Origin of the sequence: Lysinibacillus sp. NPDC094177, assembly GCF_050279145.1 — a bacterium.
Taxonomy (GTDB): Bacteria; Bacillota; Bacilli; order Bacillales_A; family Planococcaceae; genus Lysinibacillus.
Window position 1 is genome coordinate 100,952 of sequence record NZ_JBNNTW010000012.1, and the last position, 19,481, is coordinate 120,432.

General features: G+C 37.1%; 16 protein-coding genes and 1 pseudogene. 13 read left to right on the forward strand and 4 right to left on the reverse strand.

Going from position 1 to position 19,481, the window contains the following annotated elements; translation table 11 throughout:
* Nucleotides 1–156: 156 nt before the first annotated feature.
* Nucleotides 157–462, reverse strand: coding sequence for a hypothetical protein (locus ACQKNC_RS18045; protein WP_427426131.1), 306 nt, complete (start codon nucleotides 460–462; stop codon nucleotides 157–159).
* 190 nt (nucleotides 463–652) lie between these two features.
* Here ACQKNC_RS18045 and ACQKNC_RS18050 point away from each other — a divergent pair, with 190 nt between their 5' ends.
* The 7 genes from ACQKNC_RS18050 (at nucleotide 653) to ACQKNC_RS18080 (ending at nucleotide 8,602) form a co-directional block, all read left to right on the forward strand.
* Entirely contained in the window at nucleotides 653–1,846 is a 1,194-nt protein-coding gene (locus tag ACQKNC_RS18050; RefSeq protein WP_427426132.1) for a DUF4097 family beta strand repeat-containing protein, read from the forward strand.
* A 273-nt stretch (nucleotides 1,847–2,119) separates the two neighbouring features.
* Nucleotides 2,120–2,806: a cell division ATP-binding protein FtsE gene (ftsE, locus tag ACQKNC_RS18055; RefSeq protein WP_427426133.1), complete on the forward strand. Its 687-nt coding sequence runs from the start codon at nucleotides 2,120–2,122 to the stop codon at nucleotides 2,804–2,806.
* Nucleotides 2,796–3,680 (forward strand): permease-like cell division protein FtsX, encoded by an 885-nt coding sequence (ftsX, locus tag ACQKNC_RS18060; RefSeq protein WP_427426134.1) that lies wholly within the window; start codon nucleotides 2,796–2,798, stop codon nucleotides 3,678–3,680. Before ftsE ends, ftsX begins: the two co-directional genes overlap by 11 nt.
* An 80-nt stretch (nucleotides 3,681–3,760) precedes the next feature.
* A complete protein-coding gene (locus ACQKNC_RS18065; protein WP_427426135.1) occupies nucleotides 3,761–5,065 on the forward strand; it encodes a murein hydrolase activator EnvC family protein in 1,305 nt (434 codons plus the stop codon).
* 516 nt (nucleotides 5,066–5,581) lie between these two features.
* A complete protein-coding gene (locus tag ACQKNC_RS18070) occupies nucleotides 5,582–6,223 on the forward strand; it encodes a hypothetical protein (protein ID WP_427426136.1) in 642 nt (213 codons plus the stop codon).
* Entirely contained in the window at nucleotides 6,220–6,807 is a 588-nt protein-coding gene (locus ACQKNC_RS18075; RefSeq protein WP_427426137.1) for a peroxiredoxin family protein, read from the forward strand. Before ACQKNC_RS18070 ends, ACQKNC_RS18075 begins: the two co-directional genes overlap by 4 nt.
* Nucleotides 6,808–7,150: 343 nt before the next feature.
* A complete protein-coding gene (locus ACQKNC_RS18080; RefSeq protein ID WP_427426138.1) occupies nucleotides 7,151–8,602 on the forward strand; it encodes a S41 family peptidase in 1,452 nt (483 codons plus the stop codon).
* Nucleotides 8,603–8,933: 331 nt separating this feature from the next.
* Here the strand turns inward: ACQKNC_RS18080 and ACQKNC_RS18085 are convergent, their stop codons facing one another.
* Nucleotides 8,934–10,013, reverse strand: coding sequence for a DUF2920 family protein (locus ACQKNC_RS18085; RefSeq protein WP_427426139.1), 1,080 nt, complete (start codon nucleotides 10,011–10,013; stop codon nucleotides 8,934–8,936).
* Between the two features lie 352 nt (nucleotides 10,014–10,365).
* Here ACQKNC_RS18085 and ACQKNC_RS18090 point away from each other — a divergent pair, with 352 nt between their 5' ends.
* Both ACQKNC_RS18090 and ACQKNC_RS18095 read left to right on the forward strand, forming a co-directional pair.
* A complete protein-coding gene (locus ACQKNC_RS18090) occupies nucleotides 10,366–11,547 on the forward strand; it encodes a PDZ domain-containing protein (protein ID WP_427426140.1) in 1,182 nt (393 codons plus the stop codon).
* Nucleotides 11,547–11,777: a DUF2198 family protein gene (locus tag ACQKNC_RS18095; protein WP_049668124.1), complete on the forward strand. Its 231-nt coding sequence runs from the start codon at nucleotides 11,547–11,549 to the stop codon at nucleotides 11,775–11,777. The genes ACQKNC_RS18090 and ACQKNC_RS18095 overlap by 1 nt, the downstream gene beginning before the upstream one ends.
* A gap of 52 nt (nucleotides 11,778–11,829) precedes the next feature.
* Here the strand turns inward: ACQKNC_RS18095 and ACQKNC_RS18100 are convergent, their stop codons facing one another.
* Nucleotides 11,830–12,156 carry an AzlD domain-containing protein gene (locus ACQKNC_RS18100; RefSeq protein ID WP_427426141.1) on the reverse strand — a complete coding sequence of 109 codons (327 nt, stop codon included), beginning with the start codon at nucleotides 12,154–12,156 and terminating at the stop codon, nucleotides 11,830–11,832.
* Complete coding sequence (locus ACQKNC_RS18105) at nucleotides 12,153–12,884, reverse strand: AzlC family ABC transporter permease (protein ID WP_427426142.1); 732 nt, start codon at nucleotides 12,882–12,884, stop codon at nucleotides 12,153–12,155. The genes ACQKNC_RS18100 and ACQKNC_RS18105 overlap by 4 nt, the downstream gene beginning before the upstream one ends.
* A 123-nt stretch (nucleotides 12,885–13,007) precedes the next feature.
* Between ACQKNC_RS18105 and ACQKNC_RS18110 the strand changes: the two genes are divergently transcribed.
* From ACQKNC_RS18110 to ACQKNC_RS18125, 4 genes and pseudogenes are all read left to right on the forward strand, one after another.
* Nucleotides 13,008–13,559 carry a helix-turn-helix domain-containing protein gene (locus tag ACQKNC_RS18110; RefSeq protein ID WP_427426143.1) on the forward strand — a complete coding sequence of 184 codons (552 nt, stop codon included), beginning with the start codon at nucleotides 13,008–13,010 and terminating at the stop codon, nucleotides 13,557–13,559.
* A gap of 12 nt (nucleotides 13,560–13,571) precedes the next feature.
* The gene (locus tag ACQKNC_RS18115; RefSeq protein ID WP_427426144.1) at nucleotides 13,572–14,195 is read left to right on the forward strand and encodes a TVP38/TMEM64 family protein; all 624 of its coding nucleotides are present in this window, start codon (nucleotides 13,572–13,574) and stop codon (nucleotides 14,193–14,195) included.
* A 426-nt stretch (nucleotides 14,196–14,621) separates the two neighbouring features.
* Nucleotides 14,622–18,131 (forward strand): helicase-exonuclease AddAB subunit AddB, encoded by a 3,510-nt coding sequence (addB, locus tag ACQKNC_RS18120; protein ID WP_427426145.1) that lies wholly within the window; start codon nucleotides 14,622–14,624, stop codon nucleotides 18,129–18,131.
* Nucleotide 18,132: 1 nt separating this feature from the next.
* A pseudogene (locus ACQKNC_RS18125) lies at nucleotides 18,133–19,395 on the forward strand (UvrD-helicase domain-containing protein); the annotation flags it as partial.
* Nucleotides 19,396–19,481 lie beyond the last annotated feature (86 nt).

Sequence of the window (19,481 nt, forward strand, 5' to 3'; positions counted from 1 at the left end):
TTTACGTTCGATTTAGTTATTCCTACCATACGCTAAAGTTAGCAACTTGTAAATTATTCTATGACTATTAGTTTCTATTAGGTTTTCTGAATAGAGCCATGGAAAAGTGCTACCTCAACTAACTGCGATTATTTAATTCATCTGCTATACGGTCTACTAGCGACCCCAAAACTTCCAACGAGATTTTGGGGGCATCTTTTTCAATTCTTCAACATCATCTTGCAATTTTTCAATCAATCCAATCAGTTTCTCTTCACGTTCTTGGCTAAATTTAAGCTGATTTTTCATTTCTTCAAAGTGTTGAGAATGATCGACGGGTGCTGGTAGATTTTCGATTTGCAGCTGCATCTCCATCATCATTTTTTGACCTGTGATAACACCTTCGTGACCAACATCGTGTTGTTGCTTTCGCTGCGCTTTCGCACAAACAAAACCCTCTGCTGCCGCTTCGCTTTCGCGCAAAAAATATCTGTTGACCCGAGACCCTGCAGCGAAGCGTCAGCAACAAAGCGCCCAGCCGGAATGGAAATCAACCCCACGCTATGGGAATTAGCCTAAAAAAGATATATCCCCATTTTTTTCATTATGGTGAAACTTTTCACAAAATGAATCGTATAAATAATATAACGAACTGAGGGAGGCTATTTTAATTATGCAAAATGAACGTCAACGAATTTTAGAACTTGTGGAAAAAGGAACAATTTCAGCGCAAGAGGCGATTACTTTATTAGAAGCATTAGAGCAACCTAGCAAGTCCACTCAAAATGTTATGAATGATGTGTCAAATGAGGGCCAGCATTCCTCGGCAGAAAAAGAGTCAGTATTTAAAGATGACAGTCACAAGGATGAACAACCACAAAATGATGAAGATTTCTCTAAATATTTCCAAGAAGAAATGCGAGATTTTCGTAAAGATTTAACACAAATTGGTTCACTCTTTATGGATATGATGAATACGGCAGTAAAAAAGGTAAAAGAATTTGATGTAACTTCTCCATTTGGTGATAAAGTTGAATTTACACATACTGAAGAAATTGCAGCTGAACATGTAGAAAAAATAATTGCTGAAATACCGAATGGCAATTTTTCATTAGAATCTACTGAAGGAGATAGCCTCCAAGTCATTTGCAAAGTAAAGGCACCTCTAATTAATGATAGTGAAGAAGAAACGCGTGCTAATTTCCTAGAGCAATTCGTTCTCAAGGAAGATGGAGATTCACTACGAATATTAAGTCAACTTAAGCTTGTACAGGTAAATGTTAAAGTACTTGTTCCAAAGGATAAATTGGAAAAATTATCAGTTCGTTTAATGAACGGTAGTGTTACTTTACAAGATACGGATTTCGAGCATTTAAAATTAAAGACATTAAACGGTGCGATTAAAGGCTCTAAGTTTAACTTTGGAAAAGCAGAATTGGATTCTTCTAATGGCTCAATTGAATTAACAAATATTCGAGGTAAAGATTTAGAAGCTGAAACATTGAATGGTCGTGTATATTTAGATGGTGCACTAGATGAAGTTGAAGCAAAATCGGTCAATGGACATGTTGTTGTCACAACTTGTTCTACTAATTCATCGAAAATCAAAGCACAAACAGTCGCAGGAGCTGTTGAATTGTATGTGCCACGTACAATATCGTTAAGCGGTAAAATTGTTACGAATTTTGGTAAAGTAGATGTTGGTATTCAAGATGCCTCAAAAATTGAATCACAGGATCAATTTTTATCAAAAGTAGTACGTTTTGATAAAGAAATAGAGAATTCTAATCGTCTATTTATCGAAGGTGAGTCTAAAACAGGTTCAGTTTTAGTACGCTATACAACAACTGACGAGCAGCATATTTAAGTAAAAAGAGCATTCAGGCTATGTGAAACAACATAGCTTGGATGCTTTTTTACTGCTTGGAGATTTTAGAGAAACAGAAATCGACTTTTCACTATTGGGCTCGATTTCTGTTTTTTGTATGTCGAGTTTATGATTATTTTATGGCAATGAAATAACGAAATAACAGGAACTACCACGGAATGAAATGAAACTGTAATAAAAAAGGGAGAAATAGAGTGTTATAATAGAGAATGAAATACCTCTTACAAGGTAAGAGATTTAGGTGGTCTAAATATGATAGAAATGAAAAATGTGACAAAGAAGTACCCAAATGGTGTTGTTGCGACAAATGGGATTTCCGTTAACATAAAGCAAGGTGAATTTGTCTATGTTGTAGGTCCAAGTGGTGCAGGTAAATCAACTTTCATTAAATTAATGTACCGCGAGGAGAAAGCTACTTCTGGAGAAATCACTGTTAATGGCATAAATTTAGCAGAATTAAAAAATAAAAAAGTACCTTATCTACGTCGTCAAATTGGTGTTGTTTTCCAAGACTTCAAACTATTACCGAGATTAAGTGTTTATGAAAACGTAGCGTTTGCACTAGAGGTAATTGAGGAAGATCCAATAGAAATTCGCCGTCGGGTAATGGAGGTTTTAGAGCTCGTGGGGCTGAAGCAAAAAGCAAGAATGTTTCCTAATGAACTTTCAGGTGGCGAACAGCAGCGTGTCTCGATTGCACGATCTATTGTGAATGTGCCGAAGGTCGTTATTGCTGATGAACCTACTGGGAATCTTGATCCTGAGACATCTTGGGATATTATGAATTTATTTGAAGAAATTAATGCAAGAGGTACAACTATTGTAATGGCAACCCATAACCGTGAAATCGTAAATACGATTCGTCGTCGGGTAATTGCGATTGAAGGCGGACTGATTGTCCGTGATGAGCACGGAGGTGATTACGGCTATGAAATTTAATACGGTAAAACGTCACTTCCGAGAAAGTATAAAGTCTCTTGGCCGTAATAGCTGGATGACTATTGCCTCAGTAAGTGCAGTTACAGTTACATTAATATTAGTAGGTGTATTCGCACTTATTATGATGAATTTAAATAAAGTAGCATCTGATTTAGAGAACGATGTTGAAATTAAAGTGTTGATTGATGAAACAGCAGATAAAGCTGCTGAAAAAACGCTTATGGAAAAAATAAAAAAATTGCCAGATGTCGCAGAGATGAAATATTCGACAAAGGAAAATGAATTAACCAAATTAGTAAAAGATTTTGGGGACGATTTTAAACTATTTGAGCAAAGTAATCCATTACGTAATGTTATTTATGTGAAGGCTTCAGATCCTCAGCAAACAGCTACTGTTGCTAAAAAAATTGATAAATTTGAGTATACATACGACGTTAAGTATGGTGAAGGCAAAGTAGAAAAACTTTTTAACTTCTTAAATATTAGCCGTAACGTAGGGGTAGTTCTCATTTTAGGATTATTATTTACAGCTATTTTCTTAATTTCTAATACGATTCGAATTACCATTATTGCACGTGGTGATGAAATAGAAATTATGAAACTTGTTGGAGCAACGAATTCGTTCGTGCGTATCCCATTTTTATTAGAAGGAATGTGGCTTGGAATATTAGGGTCTATTATTCCGATTGCGGTCATCGCAACCCTTTACCACAATGTATATAGAATTATTGCTCCTCGATTAAAAGGCGAAATTGTGCAAGTACTTGATTTCTCACCTCTTGTGTATCAAGTAAGCGGTCTACTATTACTAATTGGTGTACTTATTGGTATTTGGGGAAGTTTCATGTCAGTACGTAAGTTTTTAAAAATTTAGCTTTCGTTTTAAGCTTCACACCAAGTTGTGTTGCTGGAACGAAAATCAATCAAAATAATAGTCGAAAAGGAGTTCAATCGGTGAAAAGTATGGCGAAAAACACAATGAAAACACTTGCTGCAGCATCTGCACTATTTCTTTTTATCCAAACTCCATCAGCGTATGCAACTAATTTATCGGATTTAAAGGATGAAAAAAGACAAATTGAATCAAAGAAAGATGGCTTAAATTCATCCATCAAAAATAAAACAAACGCTATTTCTACAAATGAAAACAAGCAACAAAAATTATTAGATCAAATTCAAACATTAAATGCTGAAATCGACAAAACTAATAGTAATATCAATAATGTATTGTCGGAAATTCAATCTGCAAATGAAGAAATAAAAACTTTAGAAGGTTCTATTGCAGAGCTATTGCACAAAATTGAAGAGCGTGATTTATTGTTAGAGGATCGTGCTCGTGCCATTCAGGCGGGTGGTTCCGTTAGCTATTTAGATGTACTACTTAGTTCTAATAGTTTCGTAGATTTTATCGATCGATTCTCTGCTGTCAATGCATTACTTGAAGCGGATAGACAAATTATCCAGGATCAAAAAGAGGACAAGCGAAAATTAGAGGAACAAAAGCAAGTCTTAGAAGGCAAACGCCAAAAGCTCGAAGATAAAAGAGCTGAGCTTAATCGTTTAAAAGCATCATTGGATGGACAAAAAACTGAGAAAAATAAATTGATTGATCAGTTAGAAAAAGAACAAGAAAAGCTAAAGTCTGAAAAAGTATTACTTGAGAAAGAATATTCCGAGGCCCTTGATATTAGTAAGGAATTACAACAAAAAATCATTGATGAACAAAATCGATTAGCTGAAGTTGCTCGTCAACAAGAAGCGAAACGTAAGGCAGCCGCAGCCGCCGCAGCCAAGGCTTCACATTCGGGCAATAGTGGCGGTGGGTCTTCAACAGTCAATGCGCCACAATCGAATGGTACATGGATTAAACCAACAAATGGTCGTTTAACATCGACTTATGGCTGGCGTGAATTTGGCGGTTCAGAGTTCCATTATGGAGTCGATCTTGCAAATAGTATAGGTACTCCAATTTGGGCACCTGCTGACGGTGTTGTTTCTTACGCTGCACCGCTTAGCACGTATGGTAATTGTGTCATCATTACACATTCTATCAACGGTCAAATTTATACGACAGTGTACGCACACTTAAGTTCCTTTAACGTTAGTGTTGGCACAGAAGTAACCCAAGGTCAACAAATTGCTGCCATGGGTAATACAGGACGTGTAACAGGACCGCACTTGCACTTTGAAGTGCATATCGGCCCTTGGCGAGGACAAGCAGTCGGAAGCGACAACCCATTGAAATATATTCCAATTTAAAATTATTGAAAGCTATACATTAGGATTCTAATGTATAGCTTTTTAAATTTTTTACTTAGAGTTCTTCATCAAAATATAGGCTAATCACCATAACGTAGGCGCTTTTCCTAGGGCATCCGATGAGCCGCTTCTTCCGATACTCCTTCCGAAAAACCTTGCTAGTCAAGACTTCACAGTATCAACAACCAGGAGGCTTAGCAGTCAGTCGATGAGAACGTTGTGAAAACTGCACATTATGCCTGTAGAAATAACAGAGATGGATAGACATGAAGGGAGGAGCAATCTCAGTAAAGCTATGGGGAAGATTGAACTTAATATTCGAAGATTTTTCCTGATTGTGTCATTATTTTTTTAAAAGGGAGTGAATACCTTGAAGGGTATTTCAATAGATTTGCTCATAAAGAGTTTATTCTATTCATGTTTTTGGGAGATTTTTTGAACACAGTGTGAAATGACAGTTCATATAAAGATTATATGCTATGCTGAAGCTATCTTTTCTCATGGAGGATTGATTAAATGAATAATACAGAATGGTTCTCTATTCGGGCACTAACGTTACCTGCAACAGCTGTCGCTCTTCTTGCGGCATTTTTCATTGTATGGCTAGTTTTACGGGTACAATTTCCGAAGAAATGGGCGGGGGTATATGGAGACGCTGTCTTTACCTTTATTCTTGTTTGGAAATTTAGCATAATTATCACTGATTTTAAAGATGTTATCGCTCAACCTTATGTGCTTCTTTATTTCAATGGTGGAACAATTGGTGTTATTTTAGGAACAATGACAGTATCACTACAGATTTGGTGGAAGCGACGAACATTTCAGTTTGATTCAACTGGAATTATTGCCTGTACCTGGGCAATCATTTTAACGCAATCGATCTATCAATGGCTTATGGTCCTACTAAATGATAATCAGGCCACTAGCGAAGTGATTACTTTAATTGTGCTAAGTACACTAACAATCCTCATATTATGGAAAATAACAGCTATCAATCGTGCATTATTTTTATATACGATTGGTCTTATGATTGTTGCCTTCTTTCAGCCGCATGGTTTATGGCAACTAGCTGTAGGAGTGAGCGTCATATTATTTATATTAGGTATAGGGGTTCAGCGTTTTGCTGGCGTTACTAAATTATTTGGAGGTAAGGGATGAAAAAAAATATTGGACTACTTATCGTCGTGTTATTAGTAGTCGCGATGATTGGTACATATGTTAAACAGCAGATTGATAAGGATCGTGAAATTGAAACCGCTTCTCTTGGAAAAGAAATTGATAAACAAAAGATTGGTTTAAACAATGGAGATACGCCACCGGATTTTACTTTAACAAGTTTGGATGGAAAAAATGTGACATTGAGTGAGTTTCGTGGAAAAAAAGTCGTGTTAAACTTTTGGGCAACATTTTGTCCACCATGTAAGGCAGAAATGCCACATATGCAAAATTATTACGAACAATATGCTAAAAAAGATAATGTAGAAATAATAGCTGTCAATTTAACAAAGGCTGAACGAGATGTTACAGATGACGCAAAAGTAGATGCTGTGATGACATTTAGAGATAGCTTCAATTTAACATTCCCTATTTTACTCGACCCGAAAAACTCAGCCGGCTCAGCTTATCAAATATTAACGATTCCTACAACCTATTTTATTGATTCTAAAGGATATATTCAACGTGCTATTACAGGGCCAATGAATGCGGAGATGTTAAAAAATTATATAGATGAATTAGACTAAACAAAAAAATAAAACCAAAGAATCTGCTCGTTTTTTCGTAGAAATGAAGCAGATTTTTTATTTGTTTATAATACGCACGAGATTGGCGAGAATACCCGCGGAAGGAAGGGAAATACCCGCGAATGGGGATAGAATACCCGCGGAAGGAAGGAAAATATCCGTGATTGGATAGAATACCCGCGGAAGGAAGGGAAATACCCGCGAAAGGAAGATAAATACTTTCGACACGCAATAGAATACTCGCAAAACAAAATTCATAGTATTCAACAAATTATTTTGAAGCTTAATCTTGTATGTTTGAAAAATAAGATTCATACAGTAAAAGAGACGGAGGAGGGAAGGTTTGCGCAAAATAATGGCGGGTGTCGGCGTACTTGCTAGTAGTCTATTGCTAGGTAGTGGATTTTATTTTGACTGGTTTAATTTGGGGGATAAAAAGGAACCGGTCGTCGCTGAGGTTGATTCGATTAATGAAGCGTTGAATTTAATTGAGAAAAAATCTGTATACAGCACGGAAAAAGATGCGTTGGTGGAGGGGGCACTGCGTGGTATGGCAGATGCTATTAAGGACCCTTACAGCACCTATTATTCGAAGGAAGAGGCAGAACAACACCGACAAATGTTAGCTGAGGAAAGAGTAGGCATTGGGATTGAGCTAACTGAAAATAACGGGAAATTTATTGTTGTGTCTCCTGTCCGTTCGTCCCCAGCAGATAAAGCAGGAATGCGCTCTCTCGATGAAATTGTACAAGTTGATGGCGTTCGAGTAGATGGTAAAAAGATGAGTGAATTAATGCAATTAATTCAAGGAGACAAGGGAACGAAAGTAACGATTGTCGTCTATCGTCCAAGTGAAGATAAACATATTAAGATGACGATGGAACGAGCAGCAATTTCCAATAAAACAGTAACGAGCGAAGTAGTGAATGTAGAAAATACTCCGATAGGTTATGTGGAAATCTCACTTTTTGGTGAGAAAACGGCAAATGAGTGGGTTGCCGAAACGAGTAAATTGCTTCGAAAAGATATAAAAGGGATAGTTATCGATGTGCGGGATAATCCAGGAGGTTATTTACATAGCGTCGCAGCGCTACTGAGCACAGTATTGGAGAATGGCAAAGTATTTGCCTATATGCAAAATGCTGAAGGTGCTATGGAACCGTTAAAAACGGAATCAAAAAGCTTTGATGAAAAATATTTGCAAACAATGTATAAAATACCAATTGTTGTTTTACAAAATGCAGGTAGTGCATCAGCTAGTGAAGTACTTAGTGGCGCTTTAAAAGGCTGGGGACGTGCCTCCCTTGTTGGCGTCAAGAGTTTTGGAAAGGGAACAGTACAGGAATCTTGGTCTCTTAAAAATGGTGGAGAGCTTAAACTGTCCACAAATAAGTGGCTGACACCAAAGCGCGAATGGATTCATGGGCAAGGTATTGAGGCTAATTTAGTTATTGAACAAAATGAATTATTCGCTTTCCAAATGCACCCACTATCAGGGAAGTTTAAAATGGGCGACATGAGTGAGGAAATTGCTTATACGCAAAATGCTTTAAAAAAGCTAGGCTACAAAATTGCTCGTTTAGACGGTTATTTGGATGAGTCGACGGAAGAGGCTGTTAAGCTTTATCGGGAGGATAAGAAATTGAATAAGGCAGAAGGTGATATTTATATAGACACTACCTTCTTTAACAGCTTAAACGAAACGTTGAAAAAATACAAAGCGGATCGTCAAAATGATTTACAGTTCCAAATGGCGACAAGCTTTTTATTGCATAATATTGAAGAGAATAAATAGTACTAGGTATGTTGATTTGGGGCAATACAGACCGGTTAAAGGATTTTTTTATTGATATTTTGTTTCTTAGTGCTCCTGTTGCTTTGTAATTAAGTTTGATCTTGATATGGGAACACATCTAAAGAGCATGTTTTGAAAAAAATGATCAAAACATGCTTTTATTTAATGTGACAGATTAAGTTATTTATAAAAGTTTGATTATTTTAAAACCCTTGTGTACTAAAGCCCTGCGAGATACGATATTTTACTTATCCAAACTACCTTAACCAAGTTTTATCGATGGTTAAGGCTTTTAACCGCATTAACTTATGCTATGATTCAGTGTAATATTTCAAAATGTAGATTGAATTAAACTGAAAATTGGTAGTCCTTTGCTCGTATCTATAATAAATTCTAAATCCCCTATTTCAATATTTTTTCTTTTATCCATTACTTCACAACTAACTTTATTTTCAAACTCTAATGCATATGAAAATAATTCTAAAAAGTCTGAATCTAATCCATGTCTATTTGATTTATACTTAATATTATCAACATCTGATTCAGTTACTAATATATATTCAGAATTACTAATATTATTAATTAATCTTTGCTTTTCTTGATAATTTACTAAGTTATCATCTGTACCTTGGAATGATAAAATTTGTGTTTTATTATCAAATCCTCTATACACTTCAAATAAATTCAAATTTCTCTTATTTTTAATAACTTTTTTAGCGATGTAATCAAATTCAATTACTAATTGTGATTTTCCAACATTATTAAATAAAAACCTATCACTATGTAAATATACTGGTTCAATCCAAGAACAGATATCAATAATAAAAGAAAATGGTTCAAACATTTTATTACATAAATGCAATAAGTATGCTCCATGGGAATGTCCATATCCAATTAATCTTTTCATATTAAATTCAATATTATTATTAACTAAGATAATTTTTAAAGCTTCAATCGCAGTTATAATATCTATAGCTTGCATATAGCCCATATCATTAAATTCATCTAAATCTTCTTGTATATTCGCAGTAACTTGAAAGATTTGCTCTTTACCTGCTATTAACTCTCCTATTGAAGCTTTATTTTCAGCTAGCAACTTTAACTCATTGCTGCTAAATAAATCATTTACTGATTCTTTAAAAGAAATATTTTCTGCCTCCTGCATATGCTTACTCCCAAAATAATCACATTGCATTGTAATTAAATTATATTGATCAGCAAATGTTTCCCGCATCTTTTTATACACTTTAGAATCAATGTTCCCTCCGAATCCAGGAACAAAAACTACAATACCAGTTTCATTATTTGTACCTTCTGTAGGTAAAGAAAAATCTATCCTTAATTCTCTTCCGCCTTTTCCATTATAAAGATTAGGATGAGCAGAAATTTTAATACTTTCAGAATACGCCATAATTTACCTCCTTTAAACTAAATTCAATTATACATAACCTTACTTACTTAGGATACGGTTTACAGAAACTAATGTTAAGTTGTATTTCTTATTTTCCTCATTTTCCTCATTTGTCTTATCTTTAAATGAAAAGACTAATATCTTCTTAAACTAACCTATTCTGTTAGTATAAGTGTATTTCTCTACACCCTAAATATCCGATGAAAAAATCATCTCAACTAATTCAAAACCTGTCGCTAAATACGATAAAAATTAAGAATAGAAAGCTTTCTATTAGTTTGTACTACGCAAGAGTGTAGTCGTTTGATACAATAAATTCATAGCATTTAAGATAGAAACGGCGGGTGTTCGTATGGTTAGTGATATATTAGTAGAAATTGTAACAGCGATTGGCCGCTTTTTAATCAACCCATTAATGTATATCGCAATTTTATTTGCGATTTTATTAGGTTATAGTCGTGTAAAGCAGGAGCGTAAATTTTTTAATAGACGCATTATTTGGGGTTGGACAGAGCTAATTGGACAATGGAAATATGGTTGGCTAAATGCCCTCCTCATTTCACTTATAAGTGTTGGTTTAGGTTTAACAGTGCCTAAAGCTTTTTTAATAATAATAATTGTTATTTCTGCGTTGGCACTATTATTGTTCTTCATTAATGCACTTTCACCCATCTATACGATGGGGCTTGCGACGTTAACTATATGGCTGATGTATCAATACAATTGGACATTTTCTTGGTGGAAAATTTCTTTAGAAGGTGTAAATTTATTAGATGGTACGATTGTAACGATTACGATTTTAGCAGGTCTATGTGCGATTGCTGAGGGCATGTTAATTCGTCGAATAGCAATGGGGGTAACGTCACCGCGAATTGAAAAAACGAAGCGAGGTAAGCAGGCAATTGTCTATCGTTCAAGAAATGTATGGGTACTGCCAATCTTTTTTGTAATACCTGGTGATATAATTCCAGCAGATTTACCATATTGGCCACAATTTACATTAGGTGAGAGTACCTTTGCACTCGTACTATTTCCACTTGTTATAGGCTTTTCAAAGCTTACTAGAAAAGAATTGCCGGCTTTGCAATTGCCTAAAATTGGGCGATCAGTGCTAATACTAGGGCAGTTAATTTTAATAGGTGGACTTGCAGCAGCCTTCGAGCCGTTTATCGGTTTTATAGCGTTGGCGATTGGTGCAGTCGTTCGTATCATTATTTCAATCTTCTATGCGTTGCAAGATAAAACGGACATATATGCGGTTGCACAAAGTTCAAAGGGTGCTATTATTGCGGCAGTCTTACCTGATTCACCAGCTGAAAAAATGGGCTTACTGGCAGGGGAATGTATTCGTAAAGTAAACGGTCATGCCATTTTTACTGAAAATGATTTATACGAGGCTTTGCAATTAAATGCTGCACATTGTCGTCTAGAAGTAGTAGATCGTAACAATGAGATACGCTTAACACAACATGTTATATACAGCAATGATCATTATCGTATTGGATTATTACTAGCTGAGCCGAGGGATATATGATGGATGTTTTCGGGAAGATGATGTTAGCGTTATTTTTACCAGCATTACTTGTATTATTGTTTACTAGAATTACGTTTAATCGTTATGTTGCATTAATATTGGCAATTGCGCTTATTGCGGCATCTGTTTATGCAGGTCATACTTCGCCGCCTATTATATTCGTAATCGATGCATTTTCGTTAACAGTAGGCTTTTGGCTAGCAAGTAAAATGAAAAAAAACAAAAATTAATATAAAAGGTCAGTCAAAAGTGATAGCTTTCTCACTTTTAAGACTGACCTTTTTACATGAAAAATCTTACGGCTGCCATAATGATAACTCCTGCTACAACTGTAATGGATAAGCTTTTGGTAACAAGAGCAACTATAAGCGTTGGCACAAATGTAATAAATACTGGCCAATTGAGTGTGACAATTTTTCCGTTTTCTGTATCTAATAAATTTTCGATGACAAGAGCACTCAAAATACAAACTGGGATAAAGCTTAGCCATTTTAATACAACCTTTGGTAGCTTCACATTTCGAACGAATATAAAAGGAATAATACGTGGTAGCCAGGTGACAAGTGCACAGCCAATGATGAGCCATACCATAGTAGCAGTAGTCGTCATTTATCGGTCACCACCCCTATAGTAGCTACAATGACCGTTGCTAGAAGAACAGCCACATGTGAAGGCACAATATAAGAAAGACCGTACATAATGACAAACATATAGCCAATTAGCATAAGATAATGCATGATTTTATTTTTACCTACACTGCTAAGCTGGAGTACAAGAAGTGCAACAAACATCGCAATCAATGCGAAATCTAAGCCCCATTTCTCAGGATTCGCCACCCACTGACCTAAAAATGCGCCAGCTACACATGAAAGAATCCAGAATGAGTAAGCAGTTATGTTTAGCCCATCCATCCATTTACCATACAACTTACCAGTTTGCATTTGCTTTGTAACAGCTACACCAAATGTTTCATCCGTTAATAATGTGCCAAAACCAACATTTCTTAGCATGGAATAGCGTGTAAAATGAGGAGCTAATGTTAAACTCATTAATAAATGGCGTAGATTTACGACAAAAATGGTTACAATAATAGCAGAAGCAGGGCTATTTGTTATAAGAAGAGCACAAAAAATAAACTGTGCGGAGCCTGCATAGATAAGTATAGTTAAAAGTGCAATTTCGAATACCGATAATCCAGAAGCGGAACCTACAACACCAAAAGCGAGTCCTATGCTAATATAACCGAGTAAAGTGGGGACACAATCTTTAACGCCTTGTAAAAAGCTATCGTCTGGCGTGTTGACTGATTCATTCTGAAAATCTGTTGTACTTGTCATAAATAGATCGTCCTTTCTAAAATATTTCCATGTATACTAATGATGGAATAGTTTGATAGTTCTTAATGTTTATTAAAGTATACATATGTCTGATAAAATAAACAATAGAAAGTGGTGAATAAAATGGAGCAGATGAGTCGAAATTTAGCATTTCAATTAAAGAAAATTCGGCAGCAACGTCATTTAAGCTTAGACGATGTTGCCAAAGCTACAGGGGTAAGTAAAGCGCAACTTGCACAAATTGAAAAAGGAGAGGCAAATCCTACAGTATCAACGATTTGGAAAATTGCTGCGGGAATGCGTATTTCATTTTCTTCGTTATTACAATCACCAACAGCACACTTCATGAAATATAGTAGTAAGGATGCACCACATGTAGATGAAGATGAGGGGCGATATCGTGTGTACTCCATTATTCCTTATAATCCAGAACGTGGCTGGGAACTTTATAAAATTGAAATGGAGCCCGGTGCCTTGAGTAGAAGTGAAGCACATACAGAAGGGGTAGAGGAAACTGTAACTGTTATCCAAGGGCAAGCCATTATTTCTGCTGGAGAGATGCATGAAATACTAGAAGAAGGGGATACACTAGTATTCTCAGGACATCAGCCACATGAGTATAAAAATACTTCGGAAAATTTAACGATTTTACATTTAATTTTGCAATATAAATAGAGGTGTCGACTTTTGAGTGAATGGTTTACTGTAGATAATATTGAGCATATTGCGGCACAATATCGAACGCTTGGCCCGGTCATTGGTTTATTTTTAACGTTTATAGAGGCGTTTTTTCCTTTTTTACCTTTGGTCGTGTTCGTTGTCGCCAATGCGAGCGCATTTGGTTTATGGTTAGGTTTTTTATTATCCTGGATAGGGTCTGCAGCTGGTTCATATACTGTATTTTTACTTGTCCGACATTTTGGCAAGCATCCAAAGTTTCGGTTTGTAACAGGCAGTAAAAAAGTAGAGAAGCTAATAAAATGGGTAGATATGAATGGTATTAGTCCTCTGTTCGTATTACTTTGTTTTCCTTTTACACCCTCAGTCATTGTAAACATTGTAGCGGGGCTATCTCATATTCATAAAAAGTTTTATTTAGTGGTGTTATTGGCTGGGAAGTTCGTGATGATTTTAGGAATGAGCGTGCTTGGTTACGATTTAAAGGCGCTCCTAACAAGCCCTGTAAGACTGATTATTGCGGCTGTTGCGATTGTCGTGCTTTGGTGGATCGGTAAGTTTATGGAGAAACGACTAAATTCGCGTGTAGAGAAAGATTTAAAACAAGCACGAAAATTGACGAAAAATCATTAACGATGAAAGTTGAATATGCACATCATGCCCCTTATTTCATGTAAAATGAGAGAAGGGGTTTTTAATCTTCATTCATAAAGGTAAGGCAATGCTCGGGTAACATGGAGTAGCGCTTAGATAAAACATTAAAATGCACAGTTAGAGTAGCGAAACGCTCGGGTCAATAAGAAAACTACTCAGGTGGAATCGCAAAGTGATCGGGTCGATGAGAAAACCGCTCAGGTGGCCCAGCAAAGTGATCGGGTCAAAGAGAAAACCACTCAGGTGGAATCGCAAAGTGATCGGGTCGATGAGAAAACCGCTCAGGTAGTCCAGCAAAGTGATCAGGTCAAAGTGAAAACCACTTACTTTGAGTAGCAAAGCCCAAGATATTTACGAGACTAACATTTTTTTTAAAATAGATTATTAATAGGAGGAGAAAAGTACATGACATTGCGTATTGTATCAGGACGTTCAGGAACAGGTAAATCAACGTTTATTCATCAAGAGATTGTCGAGCAACTAAAATCAGATCCGTTAGGGCATCCAATTTTTGTGATTGTACCTGACCAGATGTCTTACTCAACGGAGTATGAGCTAACGAATAAGCATGGCTTGCAAGGCTTAATTCGTGCGCAGGTCATGACATTTAAACGATTAGCATGGCTAGTATTACAGGAAACGGGTGGTATTGCTCGAAAAGAAGTAAATGGCTATGGCTATCGAATGCTTATCCGCAAACTTTTAGAGGAACAAAAAAGTGAGTTTTCGTTATTTCGACAAGCAGCTGGGAAACGAGGCTTTACAGAGGAAATTGAAACGCTATTACGAGAGTTTAGTCGTTATAGTGTAAATAGTTCGGTGTTAGCTGAAGTGACAGCGTCTTTACAGGCCATTGATGCGCCTAATACATTGCAAGCGAAGACGAATGATTTACAAGTAGTTTTACAAGCTTTAGAGGAACGACTTGGTACGACATATGTCGATAGTGAGGGGTATTATCCGATTTTAACCGAACAACTAAAATACTCTGAAACGATGAAGCAGGCGTCCATTTATATAGATGGTTTTACAGCATTTACTGTAAGAGAATTAGAACTTGTAAAAGAGTTATTAAAGGTGACGAAACAGGTGACGGTAGTTCTTCCTTTTGATCATATCGAGGAAGTTTATGATGAGCAGTCTTTATTCCATGAGGCCGCTTCAACGAACCAACGTATACACGATATTGCAAATGAAGAAGGCATTGAAGTTGACGCACCATTGCACTTCTACGATACGCATCGTTTTCAATCTGGCGATTTACAACATATGGAAAAATATTTTACGGATATGGTGCCTCAAGCGAAAGAAACTTCAGGTGATGTAATGGTACTTGAAGCCTCTAATCGACGTGCGGAGATACATGCCATTGCCCGGGAAATAACAAAACTGACAAGAGAGAAGAGGTATCGCTATCAAGATATAGTACTTCTTTATAGACAAGCAGAAGTCTATGACCCGCTCATTACAACAATTTTCCAACAATATGAAATTCCTATTTTTACAAATTCAAAAAAGACGATGCTGCATCACCCTTTAATTGAGCTTAGTCGATCTGTTTTAGAGGTTATTACTTCTAATTGGAAGTATGAACCAGTTTTTCGTAGTGTGAAAACAGATCTATTTTTCCCGTTACATGCTGAGCTAAATGTTTGGCGAGAGCGTGCGGATCGTTTAGAAAACTACTGTTTAGCACAGGGCGTCTATGGTGAGCGCTGGTTTGAGGAAGCTCGATGGTTTTTCAAAAAGTATCGTGGACTTGAATTCCATTCACGCGTACAAACGGACGAAGAACGTGCCATGCAGGCAGAAATCGAGGCCATTCGCGATGAAATTCGTCAGCCGCTCAAATTATTACAGGACAAGCTGGAAGTAGCGACAACAGGTAGAGATGTAGCTACAGCTTTATTTGAATTGATTGAGAGTTTAAATGTTTATGAAAAGCTTCAAGCACTGAAAGACCGTGAACTTGATCGAGGTGATGCATTAGCTGCAAGTGAGCATGATCAAGCGTGGAAAGAATGGATTGCAGTACTCGATCAATTTGTTTATATGTTTGGTGAGCAGGAGATGACCGTAGAGGAAGCAGCGAAAATTTTAGATGAGGGCTTTGACACATTAGAATTTTCGCGTATCCCTCCTACATTAGATGAGGTTATGGTAGCGACGGTTGATTTAGCACGTTTATCGAATATAAAAGTCGCTTTTGTCTTAGGAATGAATGATGGGGTTTATCCAACTCGTATGGATTATGAGGGATTGCTGTCAGATACCGAACGTGAATGGTTTAGTCAAATTGGTTATGAGCTTGCACCAACATCTAAAAATCGTTTACTGCAGGAAAATTTCTTGCTATATCGTGCTTTAACGACGCCATCCGATAAATTATATATGTCCTACCCAACGGCAGATGAAGAGGGCAAGGCGCTATTGTCATCACTCTATATAAAGAAAATAATCGGCAATGATAAAACGGCAGGCCTTTTGAGTGGAGTCAAAGTTGAGCGAGTTGTCATTGATCCAATTGAATTACTTGAAGAAAGTGCTTTACCGTATATACGTCATCCTCGTACTGCTTTAGCACATTTAATGGTGCAGAAACGCCAAGCTGAGCACAGCCGCGAGCTTGCGCCAGAGTGGCTTGCTTTACAAAAATTTTATAAACAGGATCCTTATTGGGCACTTATTTATGAACGAGTTTTACATCCAATTACTCATAAAAATGAAGCAGAGCCATTAGAAAATTACATCACTCAGGAATTATATGGTCAAAAGCTAACTTCTAGTGTGTCTCGTATTGAGAAATACTTCCGTTGCCCATTTTCGCATTTTACAACGTATGGGCTGCGTCTAGAAGAGCGGGCAGAGTACAGACTAGAAACATTTGCAATGGGTGATTTATTTCATGAGGCATTGAAATGGATTACTGAAGAGACACACCGTCTGCAACTATCATGGATACGTTTAACAAAGCAGCAAATTAAACAATTAGCACGACAAGCCGTTGAGCAAATTGTGCCGGTGTTTTCACATCAAATCTTACTGTCGAGCGCACGTTATCGCTACATTCAACGCAAGCTTATTCGGATTGTTGAGCGAACAATGACGGCACTTACACAGCATGCGAATGTATCTCACTTTAAACCAATTGCTATTGAGGCATCGTTTGGACCAGGGCAAAATGAACAGCTTCCTCCACTTGAAATTGATTTAACAGGTGGAAAGAAAATGTTTATGCGAGGCCGTATAGATAGGGTGGATAGTGCGTCTATTGATGACCGCTCTTATTTACGGATCGTCGATTATAAATCATCAGCTCGTGATTTAGATTTGAATGAGGTCTACTATGGATTGTCTTTACAGGTACTAACGTATTTAGATGTGGCGATGGAAAATTCCTCTTATTGGCTACCAGGTGAAGCGGAGCCAGCCGGGGTTCTTTACGTCCATGTCCACAATCCAATGCTAAAGCTTGATAAGGATTTAAGCGACAGTGAAATAGAGGAAGATCGATTAAAGCAATACAAAATGAAAGGTCTTTTGTCAGAAAATGCAGAGGCCATTTTATCAATGGACGAGCAATTAGAGGAATCGAGTGGGCATTCAAAAATTATTCCTGTCTATATGAAGAAGGATGGGACACCATCCGAATCTCAGTCACGTATTGTACCTGTTAATGATATGAAAAATCTACAGCATTTTGTACGACGCAAGCATCAAGAGGCTGGTAATGGAATTTTAGCAGGGGATACCTCAATTAGTCCTTATAAACTTAAAACAAAAACAGCATGTGACCATTGTCAATTTACAGCTGTTTGTCAATTTGACCCATCTGATGGTAAGCAAAGCTATCGTCAGTTACAGCAAGCAAAACCGAATGATATCGTAGAGATAATTCGGAAGGAGATGAAGTAAGTTGGTACAAAAAATACCTGAAAAACCAGCGGAAGTAACATGGACTGACGACCAGTGGAAGGCAATCTATGCAAGTGGTCAGGATACGCTTGTATCGGCTGCGGCAGGCTCTGGTAAAACGGCAGTATTAATTAATCGCATGATTGAAAAGGTAGTTGCGACAGAGAATCCCATTAATGTGGATGAGTTACTTGTTGTAACATTTACAAATGCATCTGCTGCTGAGATGCGTCACCGTATGGCGGAGGCACTTGAAAAGGCTATTGCAGAAAATCCAACTTCCAACCATTTGCGACGCCAGCTAAGCCTTGTCAATAAAGCACAAATCTCAACACTGCATTCCTTCTGCTTAGCCATTGTCAAACAGTACGCCTATATGTTGGATATTGACCCAGGCTTTCGTATAGCGAATGAGGCGGAGGTTGCCTTGTTAAGGGACGATATATTAGCAGATGTACTTGAAGAAGCTTACGATTCTGAGGATGAGGCACAGGTTCAAGCAATCTATCGTCTTGTTGATAGCTTCACATCAGATCGTGATGATCAGGCTATTGAAACATTAATAAGCAAGCTTTATGATACGTCTCGTGTTCATGCAGAGCCTCAAAAATGGCTTCGTAGTCTACCAGAGACATATGACTTAGCAGCAGACGTGACCATTGATGATTTAGAACTATCGAAATATGTGAAATTAACAGTCAAGCATAGTCTTGAGGAGGCATTCGTTTTAATTTCTGAAATGCGTGCCATTACGCTAAAGCCCGAGGGACCTTCGCCATATGCTGAAACTGCAGAAATGGATTTTGCCATGATTCAGGAAGGCATTCGCATTAGTCGTGAAGGAACGTGGCAGGAACTCTTTGATTATTTTGCTACTGTGAAATGGTCAACCTTAAAGCGTGTATCAAAGGATGCTTTAGTGGATGTAGAGCTACAAGAGCTTGCTAAGAAAAAACGTGAAGCAGCTAAAAAAATTGTGAACAAGCTGAAAGAGACCTTTTTTGTTCGGACTCCTGCACGCTTGCTTGAAGAAATACGATTAATGGAACCGACGATAGGAACATTAGTCGAATTAACAAATATTTTTAGTGAACTGTTCCGCATGGCAAAATTAGAACGAGGAATTATTGATTTCTCGGATTTAGAGCATTTCGCCTTGCAAATTTTAACTGTAGAAGTCGAAGGTGAATTACAGCCTTCACCTGTTGCACTAGATTTGAAACAACGTTTTAAAGAAGTACTTGTTGATGAATACCAAGATAGTGCGACACGTTGCTAATTGAAAAGATTAGCCACTAGCATATTTGCTAGGAGAACTAAGAAATCAGATGAGTCGAATGATGAGGTAAC

What these genes read in the sequence shown, in the direction of transcription:
- ACQKNC_RS18050 (WP_427426132.1), top strand. Translation starts at nt 653, where the DNA reads ATGCAAAATGAACGTCAACGAATTTTAGAACTTGTGGAAAAAGGAACA.
- ftsE (WP_427426133.1), top strand. Translation starts at nt 2,120, where the DNA reads ATGATAGAAATGAAAAATGTGACAAAGAAGTACCCAAATGGTGTTGTT.
- ftsX (WP_427426134.1), top strand. Translation starts at nt 2,796, where the DNA reads ATGAAATTTAATACGGTAAAACGTCACTTCCGAGAAAGTATAAAGTCT.
- ACQKNC_RS18070 (WP_427426136.1), top strand. Translation starts at nt 5,582, where the DNA reads ATGAATAATACAGAATGGTTCTCTATTCGGGCACTAACGTTACCTGCA.
- ACQKNC_RS18075 (WP_427426137.1), top strand. Translation starts at nt 6,220, where the DNA reads ATGAAAAAAAATATTGGACTACTTATCGTCGTGTTATTAGTAGTCGCG.
- ACQKNC_RS18085 (WP_427426139.1), bottom strand. Translation starts at nt 10,013, where the DNA reads ATGGCGTATTCTGAAAGTATTAAAATTTCTGCTCATCCTAATCTTTAT.
- ACQKNC_RS18090 (WP_427426140.1), top strand. Translation starts at nt 10,366, where the DNA reads ATGGTTAGTGATATATTAGTAGAAATTGTAACAGCGATTGGCCGCTTT.
- ACQKNC_RS18095 (WP_049668124.1), top strand. Translation starts at nt 11,547, where the DNA reads ATGGATGTTTTCGGGAAGATGATGTTAGCGTTATTTTTACCAGCATTA.
- ACQKNC_RS18100 (WP_427426141.1), bottom strand. Translation starts at nt 12,156, where the DNA reads ATGACGACTACTGCTACTATGGTATGGCTCATCATTGGCTGTGCACTT.
- ACQKNC_RS18105 (WP_427426142.1), bottom strand. Translation starts at nt 12,884, where the DNA reads ATGACAAGTACAACAGATTTTCAGAATGAATCAGTCAACACGCCAGAC.
- ACQKNC_RS18110 (WP_427426143.1), top strand. Translation starts at nt 13,008, where the DNA reads ATGGAGCAGATGAGTCGAAATTTAGCATTTCAATTAAAGAAAATTCGG.
- addB (WP_427426145.1), top strand. Translation starts at nt 14,622, where the DNA reads ATGACATTGCGTATTGTATCAGGACGTTCAGGAACAGGTAAATCAACG.